At 71.9% G+C, this 15,972-nt stretch carries 12 protein-coding genes and 1 pseudogene; 5 read left to right on the forward strand and 8 right to left on the reverse strand.

Translation table 11 applies throughout. The features are described from left to right. Positions 1 to 964 precede the first annotated feature (964 nt). Both AB0M56_RS10250 and AB0M56_RS10255 read left to right on the forward strand, forming a co-directional pair. Entirely contained in the window at positions 965 to 2,278 is a 1,314-nt protein-coding gene (locus AB0M56_RS10250) for an NtaA/DmoA family FMN-dependent monooxygenase (RefSeq protein WP_364173202.1), read from the forward strand. A gap of 181 nt (positions 2,279 to 2,459) precedes the next feature. Continuing rightward, positions 2,460 to 3,248: an endonuclease/exonuclease/phosphatase family protein gene (locus tag AB0M56_RS10255; RefSeq protein ID WP_364173204.1), complete on the forward strand. Its 789-nt coding sequence runs from the start codon at positions 2,460 to 2,462 to the stop codon at positions 3,246 to 3,248. A 12-nt stretch (positions 3,249 to 3,260) separates the two neighbouring features. Here AB0M56_RS10255 and AB0M56_RS10260 read toward each other — a convergent pair whose 3' ends face one another. The 3 genes from AB0M56_RS10260 to AB0M56_RS10270 form a co-directional block, all read right to left on the reverse strand. Beyond that, positions 3,261 to 3,449: a hypothetical protein gene (locus AB0M56_RS10260; protein ID WP_364173207.1), complete on the reverse strand. Its 189-nt coding sequence runs from the start codon at positions 3,447 to 3,449 to the stop codon at positions 3,261 to 3,263. 36 nt (positions 3,450 to 3,485) lie between these two features. Beyond that, positions 3,486 to 4,358 (reverse strand): hypothetical protein, encoded by an 873-nt coding sequence (locus tag AB0M56_RS10265; protein ID WP_364173209.1) that lies wholly within the window; start codon positions 4,356 to 4,358, stop codon positions 3,486 to 3,488. Positions 4,359 to 4,640: 282 nt separating this feature from the next. Beyond that, on the reverse strand, positions 4,641 to 5,489 hold the full coding sequence (locus AB0M56_RS10270; protein WP_364173212.1) for a helix-turn-helix transcriptional regulator: 849 nt from the start codon (positions 5,487 to 5,489) through the stop codon (positions 4,641 to 4,643). A gap of 101 nt (positions 5,490 to 5,590) precedes the next feature. Here AB0M56_RS10270 and AB0M56_RS10275 point away from each other — a divergent pair, with 101 nt between their 5' ends. After that, on the forward strand, positions 5,591 to 6,355 hold the full coding sequence (locus AB0M56_RS10275; RefSeq protein WP_364173215.1) for an SDR family NAD(P)-dependent oxidoreductase: 765 nt from the start codon (positions 5,591 to 5,593) through the stop codon (positions 6,353 to 6,355). Here AB0M56_RS10275 and AB0M56_RS10280 read toward each other — a convergent pair. Then, positions 6,304 to 7,305: an RNA polymerase subunit sigma-70 gene (locus AB0M56_RS10280; protein ID WP_364173218.1), complete on the reverse strand. Its 1,002-nt coding sequence runs from the start codon at positions 7,303 to 7,305 to the stop codon at positions 6,304 to 6,306. The genes AB0M56_RS10275 and AB0M56_RS10280 overlap by 52 nt on opposite strands. Before the next feature lie 103 nt (positions 7,306 to 7,408). On the opposite strand from AB0M56_RS10280, the gene AB0M56_RS10285 reads away from it, so the two are divergent. Further along, positions 7,409 to 8,314 carry an SDR family oxidoreductase gene (locus AB0M56_RS10285; RefSeq protein ID WP_364173221.1) on the forward strand — a complete coding sequence of 302 codons (906 nt, stop codon included), beginning with the start codon at positions 7,409 to 7,411 and terminating at the stop codon, positions 8,312 to 8,314. 26 nt (positions 8,315 to 8,340) lie between these two features. Here AB0M56_RS10285 and AB0M56_RS10290 read toward each other — a convergent pair whose 3' ends face one another. After that, the gene (locus AB0M56_RS10290) at positions 8,341 to 9,801 is read right to left on the reverse strand and encodes an amidohydrolase family protein (RefSeq protein ID WP_364173224.1); all 1,461 of its coding nucleotides are present in this window, start codon (positions 9,799 to 9,801) and stop codon (positions 8,341 to 8,343) included. A gap of 759 nt (positions 9,802 to 10,560) precedes the next feature. Here AB0M56_RS10290 and AB0M56_RS10295 point away from each other — a divergent pair. After that, complete coding sequence (locus tag AB0M56_RS10295; RefSeq protein WP_364173227.1) at positions 10,561 to 13,788, forward strand: S8 family serine peptidase; 3,228 nt, start codon at positions 10,561 to 10,563, stop codon at positions 13,786 to 13,788. On the opposite strand, the gene AB0M56_RS10300 is transcribed toward AB0M56_RS10295, so the two are convergent. The 3 genes and pseudogenes from AB0M56_RS10300 to AB0M56_RS10310 form a co-directional block, all read right to left on the reverse strand. Continuing rightward, positions 13,785 to 14,051: an aquaporin gene (locus AB0M56_RS10300; RefSeq protein WP_364173230.1), complete on the reverse strand. Its 267-nt coding sequence runs from the start codon at positions 14,049 to 14,051 to the stop codon at positions 13,785 to 13,787. The two genes, AB0M56_RS10295 and AB0M56_RS10300, sit on opposite strands and share 4 nt — an antisense overlap. 100 nt (positions 14,052 to 14,151) lie before the next feature. Beyond that, positions 14,152 to 14,493: pseudogene (locus tag AB0M56_RS10305) on the reverse strand (aquaporin); the annotation flags it as partial. Positions 14,494 to 14,729: 236 nt separating this feature from the next. Beyond that, entirely contained in the window at positions 14,730 to 15,878 is a 1,149-nt protein-coding gene (locus tag AB0M56_RS10310) for an ROK family transcriptional regulator (protein WP_364173233.1), read from the reverse strand. Between the last annotated feature and the right edge of the window lie 94 nt (positions 15,879 to 15,972).

Genomic DNA, 15,972 nt, shown 5'->3' on the forward strand with positions numbered 1-15,972 from the left:
AGCCGCTGCTGCGACCCGGGCGAGGCCCTGGCGAACCCGCCCGAACGGCCCGACGGCCGCAGCGAGGCACGGGCGCCGCGTCGAACGGTCGAAGGGAAGCCGCCCAGCCGACTGCGGTGGCGCTGGCGCCCGCAAGCCCAAGCACCACACCCACGGCTGCGGCTGCGGCTGCGGCTACGGCGAGGTGCGATCAGGCCACCACACCCCAACCAACCACAGCAGTACCCACCACAACCCAACCGCTACGACCCCACCCACCCCGACAAACCTGCCGCTGCGGCGAGGTGCGGTCGGGCCACCGAACCGGCCGCCGCATGGCGGCGAGGGCACCCGCCCACAAACCCACCGACCAAGCCGCCCACAGCCCGCCACGCCGCACGACCACCCGAAACCGCACGGCAGCTGCGGCGAAGTGCGGTCGGGCCACCGAACCCGGCCACCCCAAGGCGGCGAGAGCATCCGCCCGCAACCCCACCGACCAAGCTGCCCACAGCCACCACGCCACACGTACAACCCGAAACCGCACGGCAGCTGCGGCGAGGTGCGGCCAGGCCACCGAACCAGCCGCCCCATGGCCGCAAGGGCACCCGCCCACAACCCCACCGACCAGCAGCCCACAGCCGCCACGCCACACCGCCAACCCAAAACCGCACGGCAGCTGCGGCGAGGTGCGGTCGGGCCACCGAACCCGGCAACCCCAGCCAAGCCGCCCCCAACCGCCGCGCCACACGGCCAACCCGAAACCGCTCGGCAGCTGCGGCGAGGTGCGGCCAGGCCACCGAACCCGGCCACCCCAAAGCGGCGAGAGCACCCGCCCACAACCCCACCCCCGGCAACCCCAGCCAAACTGCCCCCAGCCGCCACGCCACACGGCCGGCCCGAAACCGCTCGCCGAAAGCTGTGAGCCGCCGCGGTGAGCCGGAACCACAACGCCCGTGACAACACTGCTTGAGGAGCCCAGCTCATGAGCGCGCGACCGTTGCACTTCAACGCCTTCATCTGGCCCAACGGCTACCACGAATCAGCGTGGCGGGTCGTCGACGACGACGTACGTGGGGTCCTCGGCCTGCCGTACTACGCGGACATCGCCCGTACGGCCGAGCGCGGTCTGCTGGACACGATCTTCCTCGCCGACAACATCGCCATCCCCGAGTACCGGGTGGCGCACTTGCCGCAGACGCAGTTCGATCCGATCTCCGTCCTGTCCGCGTTGGCGGCGGTCACCAGTCACATCGGGCTGATCGGCACGGGGTCCACCACGTACAACAAGCCGTGGGAGCTGGCACGGCGGTTCGCGACGCTGGATCACCTCAGCGGGGGCCGGGCGGGGTGGAACATCGTCACCACCGTGACGTCGCTGGCGGCGGCCAACTTCGGCGAGGCCGCGCACCCCGATCACGCCGACCGGTACGCGCGGGCGCACGAGTTCGTCGACGTCGTCACGCGGGCGTGGGACAGCTGGGAGGACGGCGCCCTCGTGGGCGATCGGCCCGACGGCGTGTGGGCGGACCGCGCGAAGCTGCACGCGCCGCGGTTCCGCGGGGAGTTCTACGACGTCGAGGGCATCCTGCCGTTCCCGCGGTCGCCGCAGGGGTGGCCGGTGCTCGTGCAGGCGGGACAGTCGTCGGCGGGGATCGGGTTGGCGGCGCGGTTCGCGGAGCTGGTGTTCTCGGGGCCGCCGTCGTTGGAGGCGGCCGTGAAGTTCCGCACCGATCTGCACGCGCAGGCCGCGGCGGTCGGGCGGGCGCCCGAGCAGGTGCTGGTGTTGCCCGCGTTGATGATCACGCTCGGCGATACCGAGGCTGCCGCGCAGGAAAAGGCCCAACGGCTGGAGGAGCTGTCCAGCGAGGAGTTCCGGTGGCAGAACGTGCTCTACACCGCCGGGCTCGATCCGGACGCGTTCGTCCCGGACGCGCCGTTGCCCGCGGAGCTGCTCGACGCGCCGGCGGCGTCGAGCCGGGCGGCGCAGCTCGTCGAGGCGGGCCGCGCCGAGCCGACCGCGACGCTGCGAGAGCTGACCTCGGCCATGAAAAGCGGTGCGGGTCAGTACCACTTCGTCGGCACGCCGGAGCAGCTGGCCGACCACATCCTCACCTGGCAGGACGCGGGCGCGGTCGACGGCTTCACGATCATGGGCTCCACCCTCCCCTACGAGCTGACCACCTTCGTCGACCACGTGGTGCCGCTGCTTCAGGCGAAGGGCCGCTTTCGCACGGAGTACACCGGGTCGACTCTGCGCGAGCACCTCGACCTGCCCCGGCCCGCGGGGCGGGGCTGACGCGGAGGTGGGTGACGGAAGCCGCCGGCGCGGCCTCGGTGGTGTCCGCGATCGCGAGAAACCGTAGTGGCGCAACGGAAGGCGCCCAACTCCGGTATGAAGGTTGCCCGCCGGACGTCCACCCGGTGAACTCTTGCCGAGAGGTCTTCGGGTGGCCCGGCCCGGGCCGCAGAATCTGCTCGTGACCCAACGTTTCGCTGCGCGTCTGCGCACTGTGCTGTTCTGTCTGCTGGCCTTCGGGCTGCTGTCCCCCCTCGCCACCGCCGGTGCCACCGAGGCCGGGCACGGGCGGTCGCCGTACTCGCTGTTGCAGATGAACGTCTGCTCCAGCGGCTACGCCGGCTGCTACCCCGGCACCGAGTACCCGAAGATCGTCGACGAGGTCGTAGCCAAGATCAAGGCGAACAACGTCGACGCGGTCACCCTCAACGAGGCGTGCAGCGGCGACGTGGCCCAGGTCGCCGCGCGCACCCGCTATCACTACCGGTTCGCCACGGTGATCTACAACGGCGCCCCGCTGGCCTGCAAGACACCGGAAGGCCGCGGGTTCTTCGGCAACGCCGTGCTGACCAAGGACACGATCCGCGCCTCCCAGGACGCACCGTACTCCGTGTTCAGCGGCGTGGAGCAGCGCCGCTGGCTCTGCGTGACGACCGCGCGCGGAGTGGACGTCTGCACCAGCCACCTGTCGACCGACGGCGAGGCCCCCGGCACGACGAACTCCGTCCAGTGCACCGAGCTGACCGCGGTGCTCGCCGCCCGGCACCGGCCGACCATCTTCGCCGGTGACGTCAACCGGCACGCTTCGTGCGCGCCGCAGGGCCAGTGGACGCTGACCGACGCGGCCGCCGCCAAGGACCCCGGCATCCAGCACTCCTACGGCACCCTCGCGGCGCCCCGTGCGGAGATCGAACCGACGACCTACACCGACCACGACGCTCTCCTGGTCCGCGCCGAGCTCCGGCGGTGACCGCGCCGGCTCTCACCCGCGCCTGTTGGCCACGATCGACCGCACCAACGTCCCCGGCCGAGCCAACGTCGCCGGGTGCGCCAGCAGATACGCGACCTCGTCGAACCGGCGCGCGATCTCCGGCTCGAACACCGACGCCGCCACGATCTGCCCGATCGCCCGCTTCTGCAGGCGATAGCCGCGGGGGTAGGGGCCGTCCACATGGGGCAGTTCGAGGTCGCCGACCGTGGAGAGGCCTCAGGCGGCGTCGACGATCACGCGTTGAAGGGCGAAGAACGTGTGGGCCGGCGCGGCCAGATCAGGGCCACTGCGCAGGTACTCCGAAAGGCACGAAGCGTGCAGGGCGGCGCAGGACATGCCCTGGCCGTAGATCGGGTTGAAGGACGCGACGGCGTCACCGGTGGCCACGAGCCGCGCGGGGAAGCGGCGCAGGCGGTGGAACTCGCGGCGGCGGCTGTCGGCGTGGCGGTAGGTGGTGATGCCGCCGAGCATCTCGTCGGCGGCGATCGCGCCGAACTCGCCGGGCAGCGCGGTGCGGCACAGGTGGACGAAGTCCTCGGGCGTGCAGCCCGGGCGCTGGTCGAGGTAGCCCGACAGCGTGACCATCCACTGGTCGTCCTCGATCTGGCACAGGGCGGCGGCCGCGATGCCCGACGGGTCGCCCGGCGAGTGCATCGACACGCCCGCGCGGGCCTCGGGCTGCTCACCGGTCCGGCGCAGCACGGCGGTGGTGTAGTTCAGGTCGATCCGCATGCGGGTCATCGGCGGCTGCTCCCGGCCGGCCGTCCGCGGCCAGTCGCCGAGGCGGCTGGAGCGGCCCATGGCGTCGACGATGAAATCGGCTTCCTTCCGTCCACCCTTGCACTGGACGGCGGTGACCGCGGTGTCCGAGAACTCCGGCCCCGTCACGCGCGCGACGACCGATCGGACATTCGGCGACGCCACCGTGTGCTCCCGGATTTGCGCTACGAGGAACGGCCGGCTGCTGCTGAGCATGTCCGTGTCCGAGCCGACGATCTTGCGCACGCCGTCGGAATACGTGCTGCGCAAGCGGGCCGGCGCGAGCCTCGCCCCGGCCGCCACGGCTTTCCGGGTGAGCCGGGGAACCACCGTTCGAGCTGGCGCAGCGCGGCCGGCAGCAGCACGTGCGTCTGCGACCCCCGCGACGCCCCCGGCCGTGCGCCGGGCCCAGGGTCATCGCGCTCCAGCACCACGACCTCCTCGGCGTGGTCCGCCAGCGCCCGTGCCGCGAGCAGCCCGCGACGCTCCCGCCCAGCACCACGGCGGACTTCACCACCACCGGCCCCGCCACCGGCGTGCGGGGATCACTCAGCCGCGCGAAACCTCAACGGGCGACATCCTCGAAAACCACGGACACGGACCGCGAACCGATCAGCGAGCCGGAGCGGGGAACTGCTCGTGCCCCAGCACTCCGAGCAGCTGGATCTTCTCCGCCGCCTCCGTCCGCGGCGCTGCCGTGAGCACCAGCAGCGACTGCGACCAGTCCTCCGTGAACAACGCCTGGCAATCCACCTCGATCGGACCCAGCTGCGGATGGATCAACGTTTTGTGGTCCTCGAACCGCCTCGCCACCTCGTGCCGTTCCCACAGCTCGGCGAACTCCGCGCTCTCCTGCTGCAACGCCCGCACCAGCTCGCCGGCGCGGGATTGCGGCCCCATCGAGCCGTACGCGGCGCGCAGGCCCGCGACTTGGGCGCGGCTCTGGCGGGCGCGGTCGGCGGCCGGGTAGATGAGGCGTTCGGCGGGGTCGGTGAACCAGCGGTAGATGCCGCTGCGGGCGAGGCCGGTGTGGTGGGAGTGGTCGCCGTAGAGGGTGTCGGCGAAGCGGTTCTGCACGAGGACCTCGCCGAGGTTCGACAGGATCAGCGCGGGCGTGTCGTCGAGCCGGTCGAGGACCCGCAACAACGCCGGCGCGACGTGAGTGGCAACGGCGACGGCCGAAGGCGCGTTGCGGCCGGAGATTTGGAACAGGTAGTCGCGCTCGCCGGCGTCCAGGCGCAGCGCGCGGGCCAGCGACGCGAGCATCTGCTCGCTCGGCTGCGGACCGCGCTGCTGTTCGAGCCGGGTGTAGTAGTCGGTGGACATGGCGGCCAGCGAGGCGACCTCTTCACGCCGCAGCCCGGGAGCGCGACGACGCGCGCCCGCGGGCAGGCCGACGTCCTCGGGTTGCAGCGCCTCCCGGCGACGGCGCAGGAACTCCGCCAGTGTCGAACGATCCATGACACTCAGTATCCGGCTCACGCCGGGCGCGAACCAGGGATCGCCGATCCCCCGATGAGCGGTCTCTGCACCTCAGCCTGGCGAAGCGCGAAAGTCGTGACATGGACATCAGCGGAAACACCGTCTTCATCCCCGGCTCGACCAGCGGCATCGGCCTGGCCCTCGCGCTCGAGCTGCAGGCGAAGGGCAACACCGTGATCATCGGCGGCCGCCGCACGGAGCTGCTGCGCGAGATCGCGGTGCGGCACCCCGGGCTCGACACCGTGCGGATCGACACCACCGACCCCGCGAGCATCGACGCCGCCGCCAAGGAGGTGCTCGCGAACCACCCCGACCTCAACGTGCTGGTCACCATGTCCGGCATCATGCGCGTGGAGGACTGGCACCGGCCCGAGTCGTTCCTCGCGTCGGCGGAATCGGTCGTGACCACCAACGTGCTCGGCCCGATCCGCCTCATCGCCGCCTTCGTGGAGCACCTGCAGACTCGCCCCGATGCGACGATCATGACCGTCTCCTCCGGTCTCGCCTTCACACCGCTGAAGGTGACGCCGAGCTACAACGCGTCGAAAGCCGCCATCCACATGCTCAGCGAATCGCTGCGCCTGCAGCTGGCCGACACGTCGGTGAAGGTCCTGGAACTCGAACCGCCGTCCGTGCAGACGGACCTGCTGCCCGGCCAGGCCGGCAACGACCACGCCCAGCCGCTCGACGAGTTCGTCAGCGAGGTCATGAACCTCATCGAGACCCAGCCGGACGCCCGCGAGATCCAGGTCGAGCGCGTCAAGTTCCTCCGCTACGGCGAAGCCCGCGGCGACTACGACCAGGTCGTCGCCGCCGTCAACGCCTCCGACCCGCACGGCGATTGAGCCACGGCGAGCTCGGCCGGGAGCCCGAACAGGCCGAACAGCCGCGGCTCGAGGTGCGCCTCGAGCGCGGCGACCCGGTCGCCGGCCACCTCGACGACCAGCACCGCGAAGGCCCGCAAGCCGCCGTCTTCGTGGTAGATCGCGAAAGCGGGCGAGCCGTTCGCCTCGATCGGAACGAGCCTTGACGCACGGCACGGGCTGTCCTCGCGCCGGAACCACCGCGAGATCTCGGCCCGGCCGGCGAGCCAGAGGCCGTAGGGCGGCATGGCGAGCGTGGCGTCCTCGTGGAGCAGAGAGGTGAGGGCGGGCACGTCGTAGCGTTCGAAGGCCTCGACGAACCGGGCGAGCAGCGCGCGCTGGGAGTCGGTGAGTCCGGCCGCCGGCGCCGGGCGCTCGGCGAGGCGCCCCCGCGCGCGGCGCAGCAGCCCGTTCGCGGCGGCCACGGTGATGCCGAGGAGCCCCGCCGTCTCGTCCGCGCTGAACTTCAGGACATCACGCAAGATCAGCGTCGCGCGCTGCGGTGCGGAGAGCGTGTGCAGGGCGGCGACGAAGGCGAGGCGCACCGATTCGCGCCGCACCACGGTTTCCGCTGGGTCGGGGCCCGGCGACAGGAGCCAGCGATCGGGTGCGGGGCCGACCCACCTCGCCGGTTCCCCCACGCCGAGCGGCGAACTCGCGTCGCCGGCCGCGGTGACGTCGACGGGGTGCTCCCGGCGAGGCCTGCGCCGGAGCTGGTCGAGGCAGACGTTCGTGGCGATGCGGAACAGCCACACGCGCGGGCTGGCGGCGCCGGTGAAGCCGGCGCGCCCACGCCAGGCCCGCAGCATCGTCTCCTGCACGGCTTCGTCGGCATCGACGGCCGAACCGAGCATCCGGTAGCAGTAGCCCAGCAGCTCCGGCCGATGCCGGGCGTCGAGGTCGATCCAGTCGTCAAGGGTGGTCGGCGTCACAACTCCGGCAACGCGCCGGACGTCCGGTGGATTCCGCAGTCAGTTCGCGGGCAGCGCTTCGTCTACAGGGATCGAGAGGGAAAATCGACGAAGGAGTCACCCCATGATCCTCATCACCGGCGGCACCGGGCTCACCGGTTCGGCTGTCGTGCGCGAGTTCGTCCGGCAGGGTCACCGGGCGCGGGCCCTGGTCCGCAGGCCACTGCCGGCGTTGCCCGGCATCTCCACGGTGCACGGCGACCTGCTGGCGCCGGACACGCTCGGCCCGGCGCTCGACGGCGTCGACACGGCTGTCCTGATCTCCGGCGCGGACGGCCGGATGGCCGAAGCGCAGGCCAACCTGATCGACGCCGCCGCTCGGTGCGGTGTCCGGCGGGTCGTGAAGGTGTCCGGAATGGGCACAGACCCGGATTCGAGCTTCCGGTTCGCGCGGCTGCACGCACGGATCGAGGAGCACCTGCGCGCGTCCGGCATCGCCTGGACGATCCTGCGGCCGAGCCAGTTCATGCAGGTCTACCTGCGAGAAGTGCCGACCATGCTCGCCGACGGCGAGCTCACCCTGCCCCTCGGCGCCACCCGCCTGGCCCCGATCGACGTCGAGGACATCGCGAAGGTCGTCTACGCCGCGGCCACCTCCGACGGTCACGAATCGGCCGTTCACGAGATGACCGGACCGCAAGCGCTGACCATGGCGGAGGTAGCCGAAATCCTGACCGGCATCGTGGGACGGCCGATCCGCTACGTCGACCTCTCCCCCGAGGAGCATCACCGCCGCGTCGTGGCGGCCGGAGTCCCGGCGGAGTTCGCCGACGACGTCGCCGCGCTCTTCCGCCTCCGCCGCGCGGGGAGCCCGGAGTCCACTGTGGACACCACCGTGTTCTCGGAGCTCGGCCTCCGCCCGACGTCCTTCGCCGACTTCGCCGCCCGCGCGGCTCAGCTCTTCCGCGGTGAGGTGACGCCGGATCGGTTGTGGGCCTCGGGCTGGCAGGCCGGTAGCGCCGCCCGCTGACGCACCGCACCGGCCCGCTTGCCGGCTCACGCCAGATGAGTCGGCTTCCCGGCCAGGATCGTCGCTGTGAGCGGCATGTCCCGCAGCTGCGCCGGGGACAGGTGCGACGGGTCGGCCGCCGTGATCATCAAGTCGGCGACGTCGCCGACGGCGATCCCCCGGCGTCCGCCCGAAGCCGCGGCCAACGCGTCCGCCAGCGGGATCGCCTGTTCCGGATGCCAGGCCGGCCGGTCGTCGTCCGTGCGGCCCACGGCGGCGGCGACCCCGTCCCACGGGTCCAGCGGCGCGACCGGCGCGTCGGAGCCGATTTCGAGGCGAGCGCCGGAATCCAGCAGGGCGCGGTAGGCGTAGGCGCGGTCGGTGCGGCCGTACCAGTGGCGGTCGGCGACGTCGCGGTCGTCGGGCTGGTGGGCGGGCTGCACGCTCGCCACGAGATCCAACCCGGCGAACCGCGGAATGTCCTCGATCGACAGGAGTTGCGCGTGCTCGATGCGGCCGGGGCAGCCGACGGCGGCGAACGCGTCGAGGGCGATGGTGTTGGCCTTGTCGCCGATGGCGTGGACCGCCGGCACCAGGCCGTTTTCCCACGCCCGCCGCATCAGGGGCTCGAGCTCCGAAGGCGGAAGCTCAAGCAGGCCAGGGGAATCCGACTCCGGATAGGGGGCGTGGCAATACGCGGTGCGGGTGTTGAGCGAACCGTCCACGAACAACTTGAACGGCCCCACGCTCAGCAACCCGCCGCCGGCCGGCAGCACGTCACCGGTCCGGTGGCCGCGGGAAACAGCGACGTCGAGCAACAGCCGCGAAATCACACAGGACACCCGCGTCGCCGGTGCCGCCGCGGCAACACGGCGGGTCCAGTCGGTGACGGTGTCCGCGTACTCGTAGTCCACGATCCCCGTCACACCACGGGAAGCCGCCGCACTGAGCGCGTCGGCGACCCAGCGGTCCTGCACGTCCGGCGAGGCCGACGGCAGCGCGGCCGTGGCGGTCATGCAGTCGTTTTCCAGCAGCACGCCCGTCGGGTGATCGCGGCCGACCAGCTTGAGCGCGGCGGGACTGAGCCAGAGCGTGTGCAGATCCGCGCTGAACAACGCGACCGCGCGGCCCGGCAACGCGCGCTGCAGCAGGTCCTTGTGCGGTTTGTCCGGCCAGAGCCCGTCACGGAAACCGGCGCCGACGACGAGGTCGCCCGGCCGGTCGGACGTCTCCAACAGCCGCCGCAGCAGCAGTTCCACCGCTTCCGCCGCCGAACGCGCGTCGCCCAGCGGGATGCGCCGGCGGAAGGTGGCCCACTGCAGGGCGTGCACGTGCGCGTCGACGAGGCCGGGCAGGAGCGTGCCGCCGTGGCCGTCGAGCACGCGCGCGGCGAAGCCCGAACCGGTGCCCGGCTCCTCGATGGCGGCCACGCGGCCGTCGTTCACACGCACGTCGGCGAGGCCGCCGCCCAGCCCGACCCGCACCCGGCGGAGGAGGAGATCGTCCATCCGCCCAGCCTGCCAGTCCGGTGCGGGGGAAGGGAATCACCGGCACGACGAGATCACCGCCACCCCGTCACTGCCCGAACGGGTGACGAATGTGCGATGCTGGGAATGCGGGGGTACTCCCCCTTTGTTGATAAGTACGGCAGCCGTCGCCCGCCGCAGGGTCAGGGCCGGTCAGGGGCGCCGCCTTCACAAGCCGCGCAGGGTTCGACTCCCTCGGTTGCCACGAGCGAGTGGGTGGACTGTGTCCGCGGGAAGCGCGGACCGGGCTCGCTCGTCGTTTCTCCGGGGGTGCAACCCCCGGGCCCGCCCGGAGGGCTTCGCCCCCGGACCCCCGACGGTGGTCACCTTGGCGAGTCGTCTTCCCCGGGCCCCCGCGGTGGTCGACTTGCCAGGCCGCCTCCCCGGCCCCTGCGGTGGTCGCCTTGCCAAGCTGTCTCCCCGGGATTCCCGCAGTGGTCGCCTTGCCAGGCCGCCTCCCCCCGAACCCCCGCAGTGGTCACCTTGCCAGGCCGCCTCCCCCCGAACCCCCGCAGCGGTCGCCTTGGCGAGTCGTCGCCCCGGGTCCCTGCGGTGGTCGCCTTGCCAGGCCGTCTCCCCGGGACTCCTGCGGTGGTGGCGTCGTCGGGCCGTCGGGCGCGGGATCCTCGGGGTGGTCGTCCTGTCAGGCCCTCGGGTTAGGCCGTTCGTCTCACGCCGAATTGCGGCCGATAGGCTGACTGTCTGATTGATGCGGATGGTCCCGACCTGTGTACTGCTCCGATGACACAGCAGAGATCACGCTGGAGACGGCGGGCCGGGATCACCCTCCTCGCCACCGCCCTCGGCGTCGCCCCCGTCGGGGTGCCCGCTGCGCTCGCCGCGCAGCCCCCTTCCTCCCCCGGAAACCCCACCGCCACTGACGGCAAGACCCTCGACGACGGTGACCGCGCGCTCGTCGCCGAAGCCCAGCGGGCCGGCAAGCGCACCGTGACGCTGCTGGTCGCCGCCGAGCGCGGCCGATCGAGCGCCGCCGTGAACGACCTCAAGGCCCTCGGCGGCGTGGTCGAGTCCACGGACGCGAAGCTCGACTACGTCAAGGTCTCCGTGCCCGTCGCGAACGCCGAGAAGGCCGCGAAGCTCAAGTCGGTGAACGCCGTGGACGTCGACGGCCTCATCCACCGCGACGACCCGAAGCCCGAAGGCGCGGCCAACCCGATCCCGCAGCCGGCTCCAGGCAAGAACACCCCGCGCGTGAACCCCTACCTGCCCACCGGCGACACCTACGCCGCGCAGTTCGGCCAGACCTTCGGCGGCTGGGACGGCAAGGGCACCACCGTCGCCGTGCTCGACTCCGGCGTCGACCTCGACAGCCCCGCACTGGCCAAGACCAGCCACGGCGACCGCAAGATCGTCGACTGGTACAACGCCAACGCCACCAACTCCGGCGACGGCACGTGGGTGCAGCAGTCCACCCAGACCTACACCGGCACTTTCGCGTCGAACGGCCGCGACTGGACCGCGCCCGCCACCGGCGGCCCGTACACCTTCGGCCTGTTCAAGGAGACCGCGGGCGACCTCGGCGGCGCCGGCAGCGAGACGGGCGGCGACCTCAACCGCGACGGCGACCGCGCCGACTCGTGGGGCGTACTGCTCGACACCGCCACCAAGCAGGTGCGCGTAGACCTCGACGGCGACGGCGACTTCACCGACGAGAAGCCGATGTCGGACTACGGCAAGAACTTCGACGTCGGCTACTTCGGCACCGACAACCCGGCTACCGGCCGCGCCGAGCGCATGGCGTTCGTGGTGCAGACCGACAAGCCGGGCTTCGTGAACATCGGCATCGCGGGCGCCGAGCACGGCACGCACGTGGCCGGCATCGCGACGGGCAACGACCTGTTCGGCGGCAAGATGGACGGTGCCGCGCCGGGTGCGAACGTGATGGCCGTGAAGGTGTGTCTCACCACGGACTCGTGCACCTCCAGCGGCCTGCTCGACGGCGTGGTCTACGCCGCGAGCCACGGCGCCGACGTCATCAACATCTCCATCGGCGGCTTGCCCGCGCTCAACGACGGCAACAACGCGCGCGCGGAGCTCTACAACCGCACGATCGCCGAGTACAACGTGCAGATCTTCATCTCCGCAGGCAACTCCGGCGCGGGCGCGAACTCCGTCGGCGACCCGTCGGTGGCCACGGACGCGATCAGTGTCGGCTCGTACATCACGCGCGAGACGTGGCTGTCGAACTACGGCTCGAAGGTGTCGAAGGCCGAGGCGCTGCACCCGTTCTCCTCGCGCGGCCCGCGCGAAGACGGCGGCTTCAAGCCGGACATCATCGCGCCCGGCGCGGCGATCTCCACCGTGCCGCGGTGGGAGGCACCGGGTCCGGTCGCGGGCACGTACGAGCTGCCCGCCGGGTACGCGATGCTTCAGGGCACGTCGATGGCCTCGCCGCAGGCGACGGGCGCGGCGGCTCTACTGGTGAGCGCGTACAAGGCGACGCACCACGGCCGGCGTCCGCCGGTCGCGGCGCTGCGTTCGGCGATCAAGTCCACAGCGCGTTTCGTGCCGGGCATCGGCGCGTACGAACAGGGCGCCGGGCTGTTCAACGTGCCCGCCGCGTGGGTCGCGCTGTCGCTGAACCCGAAGCCGGACGCGGTGACCACCGCGGTCGACGTGCACACGGTGCAGTCCAACCTGCTGAAGCCCACCCCGGGTGTCGGCGTCGGCATCCACGACCGCGAGGGCGTGACCGTCGGAAAGTCCTACACGCGTACGTACACGCTCACGCGCACGTCCGGTTCTTCTCGTCCGGTCGTGTATTTCGCGCGCTGGGTGGGCAACGACGGAACATTCTCCTCGGGTTCCCTGGTGTCTTTGCCCCTGAACAAGCCCGTTTCCTTCCAGGTCAAGGTGAACCCCAAAAAGGCCGGGGCGCATTCGGCGCTGCTGTACCTGGACAACCCGCTGACGATCGGCGTCGACGTGCAGACCATGAACACGGTCTTCGCGCCGGCGGAGTTCGCCTCCTCGGGCACCTTCACCGCGTCGGGCACGATCGCGCGCAACCAGTCGGTGAGCTACTTCCTGCGCGTGCCGCAGGGTGCGAGCTCGCTCCAGGTGGACCTGACCGGTGGCGGCGACCCCGGCAAGGGCCAGGTGCGCTTCCTGCGCTACGACCCGACCGGCGTTCCGGTCGACAGCAACACCTCCACCAACTGCTACAACCCCGACGCGGGCGCGGGCTGCGTCGGCGGCACGCCGACCAGCCGCACGCTGACCAACCCGCTGCCGGGCGTCTGGGAGATCACGGTGGAGGCGCGGCGGACGTCCGATGTGGACACCGCGCCGTACAAGCTGACGGTTTCCGCGCTGGGCACCGCGATCACGCCCAACCCGGACGACATCGCGTCGGCTCCGCTGGGCACCGCGGTGGCGCGCACGTACACGGTGAAGAACTCGCTCAAGGCGTTCACCGGGCACGTGGTCGGCAGCACGTTCGGCAGCGCGAAGATCACGCGGCCGACGATCGCGCAGGACCAGTCGGCGCAGACGCCGCTGACCGTGCCGTCGGGTTCGACCTCGCTGACGGTGACGATCGGCAACACCGCCGACACCGCCGCCGACCTGGACCTGTCGGTGTACAACTGCAGCAACGGTTCGTGCGTCCTCGCGGGCCAGAGCGCCGACGGTGACTCCGAGGAGTCGGTGACGATCCAGAACCCGGCGGCGGGCGCGTGGGTCGCGGTCGTCGACGGGTACTCCGTGCCCACCGGGACCACGGCGTACGACTACCTGGACGTGTTCGCGAACCCGTCGTTCGGCGGCGTCACGGTGACCGACCCGGTCGCCGCGCACGCCTCGGGCACCACGTGGACCGTGCCGGGTGTCGTGACGGCCTCGGCCGCCCCGGGCGCGGACCGCGTGCTGCGCGGTCAGCTCTCGGTGGTCGACGAAGCGGGCGCGACCGTGGGCAGCGGAATCGTGCTGGTGCGTTCGGTGAGCTAGGTGCTTTCCGGGGAGCGCGGTGTCGCGCTCCCCGGAAGCACGCCCTGCGCGGCCTTCTCCCCGCTACGGCCACCGCCGGGGCCACGCAGGACGTACGCGATCCCCACCGCGATGAGTCCCCCGGCGATCGGGCCGACGAGGTAGGCCCACCAGGACGTCCAGTCGCCCAGCGCCAGCGCGGGCCCGAGCGAGCGCGCCGGGTTCATCGACGCGCCGCTCACCGGCGCTGCCCACAACCCGGCCGGCGCGATGTAGCTGCCCACGGCGATCGCCGCCAGGGGCCCCGACCTGCTGGGCGCCCGAGTCGCTGCCCAGGATCACGCTCACCAGCCCCGTGGTCAGCACGAGCTCCCACAGCATCGCCGTGACGGTGCTGATCCCGCTGCCGGGCAGCGTGAGCCCGGCGTCGCCCTGCTTGCCGAGCAGCGCCCACAGCAGCAGTGTGGCCAGGGCCGCGCCGACGAACTGCGCCACGAGGTAGGCGGGCACGCGTTTCCAGGGGAAGTCACCGCGCGCGGCGAACGCGAGTGTCACCGCCGGGTTGAGGTGGGCGCCGGAGACCGTGCCCATGAACAGGATGATCGCGGCCACCATCAGCGCGAGGGCCACAACCCGCGCGGACGTCGGGATGGCCGAGCCGCCGAACCGGGCGTTGACGACCCCTCCGCCCACGGCGACGAGGACCAGCAGGAAGGTGCCGAGCACCTCGGAGAACAGTCGCCGCCCGTCGTAGCGGTCGTTCCAGAAGTCGAACTAGCCGGCCACGGAGTTCGGCCGGCCGATCGAGCGCAACGCGACTTCGGCGTGGCGCACCTGCGTCTGGTCGGGTGTCCGGGTAGTCGGCTGGGCGGTCATCGAACACCTCGATCCGGCGGGGACTGGCCGTCATCGTCGGCCCGCCGGTGCCGCGGTCACCTCACCCGTCGGGAGATGAGCCGGGATCACGCGCGGGTGAGGAACGGGCCCGGGTCGGCCAGCACGTGGTGAATGGTGCGCCCGGCCGCGCCCAAGGTGGCGGCGTCGCCGCCCACAGTGGACGGTGCGAGCGTCGGGACCGAGCCCCGCAGGCGGCCCAGGCGGCCCGCCAGCACGGTCTCCGCGGCGGGGGCGAGCCACGGGAAGAGCGGGGCGAAGACACCGCCGAGCACCACGTGGTCGAGGTCGAGCAGGTTAACAGCCGAGGACAGCGCGAGGCCGAGCGCTTCACCCGCCGCGGTGGTGGCCTTGGTCGCGGTGGGATCGTTGGTGCCGAGGGTGCGCAGCAGCTCGTGGACGCTCGTGACGCCCGCGGCTTCGAGCAGAGCCTCTTGTCCCGCATAGGTTTCCAGGCAGCCGGACGCGCCGCAGCGGCAGCGTGGGCCCGTCGGGGACACGACGACGTGGCCCAGCTCGCCGGCGAGACCGTGGGTGCCGGGGAACAGCGCCGAGTCCACGACCAGGCCCGCACCGATGCCGACCTCGCCGGAGACGAACAGGAAATCGGACGGGCCGGCGCCGAACCAGAGCTCGCCCAGTGCGCCGAGGTTGGCCTCGTTGTCGAGGGTGACGGGCACGGGCAGGTGCAGCATGTCGGCGGCGCGGACGTCGCGCCAGCCGAGGTTGGGGGCGCTGAACAGCACGCCGTCGCCGACCGGGCCGGACACGGCGAGGACGGCGCCGGCGACGGTCAGGTTGTCAGCCGCGGCGAGGGCCGTCTCGGCGAGGTTTTGCAGCTCCCCCAGCACTTCCTCAGGGCGGGAACCGCGGTTGTCACGCTCGCGGCGCTCGGTGAAGCGCACGGTGCGGGCGAGGTCGAGCAGGCAGACGGCGAGGTAGTCGACGTTGATCTCCAGCCCCAGCGACGCCACCCGCGCGCCGGACAGCACGACCTCGACGCCGGGGCGGCCGCGTTCGCCCGCGCGGGCCGGGCCCGTCTCGGCGAGGAAACCGGCGTCAAGCAGGTCACCGACGAGCTTCGACACGGTGGACTTGGTGAGGCCGGTGAGCTCCGCGAGCGCCGCGCGGGTGAGCGGGCCGCGCCCGGCGACCTCGCCGAGCACCAGCTCGAGGTTGCGCGCGCGCATCGAGTCGTGCCGCACCGCCTGCGTCATCCCCGTGGCCTCCTCCCGGAACTGTACCGAGGCCCCGGTGAAGCGGCGGCCCTTGACGGGCGGGCCTCCGGGGCGCATATTTAGTCTACAACGT

It is taken from the genome of Amycolatopsis sp. NPDC051372 (assembly GCF_040682095.1).
Classification (GTDB): Bacteria; Actinomycetota; Actinomycetes; order Mycobacteriales; family Pseudonocardiaceae; genus Amycolatopsis.

Bases quoted from the DNA above. Each gene is read 5' to 3' on its own strand.
- AB0M56_RS10290 (WP_364173224.1), bottom strand. From the start codon at position 9,801: ATGGACGATCTCCTCCTCCGCCGGGTGCGGGTCGGGCTGGGCGGCGGC.
- AB0M56_RS10310 (WP_364173233.1), bottom strand. From the start codon at position 15,878: ATGACGCAGGCGGTGCGGCACGACTCGATGCGCGCGCGCAACCTCGAG.
- AB0M56_RS10285 (WP_364173221.1), top strand. From the start codon at position 7,409: ATGATCCTCATCACCGGCGGCACCGGGCTCACCGGTTCGGCTGTCGTG.
- AB0M56_RS10275 (WP_364173215.1), top strand. From the start codon at position 5,591: ATGGACATCAGCGGAAACACCGTCTTCATCCCCGGCTCGACCAGCGGC.
- AB0M56_RS10295 (WP_364173227.1), top strand. From the start codon at position 10,561: ATGACACAGCAGAGATCACGCTGGAGACGGCGGGCCGGGATCACCCTC.
- AB0M56_RS10250 (WP_364173202.1), top strand. From the start codon at position 965: ATGAGCGCGCGACCGTTGCACTTCAACGCCTTCATCTGGCCCAACGGC.
- AB0M56_RS10270 (WP_364173212.1), bottom strand. From the start codon at position 5,489: ATGGATCGTTCGACACTGGCGGAGTTCCTGCGCCGTCGCCGGGAGGCG.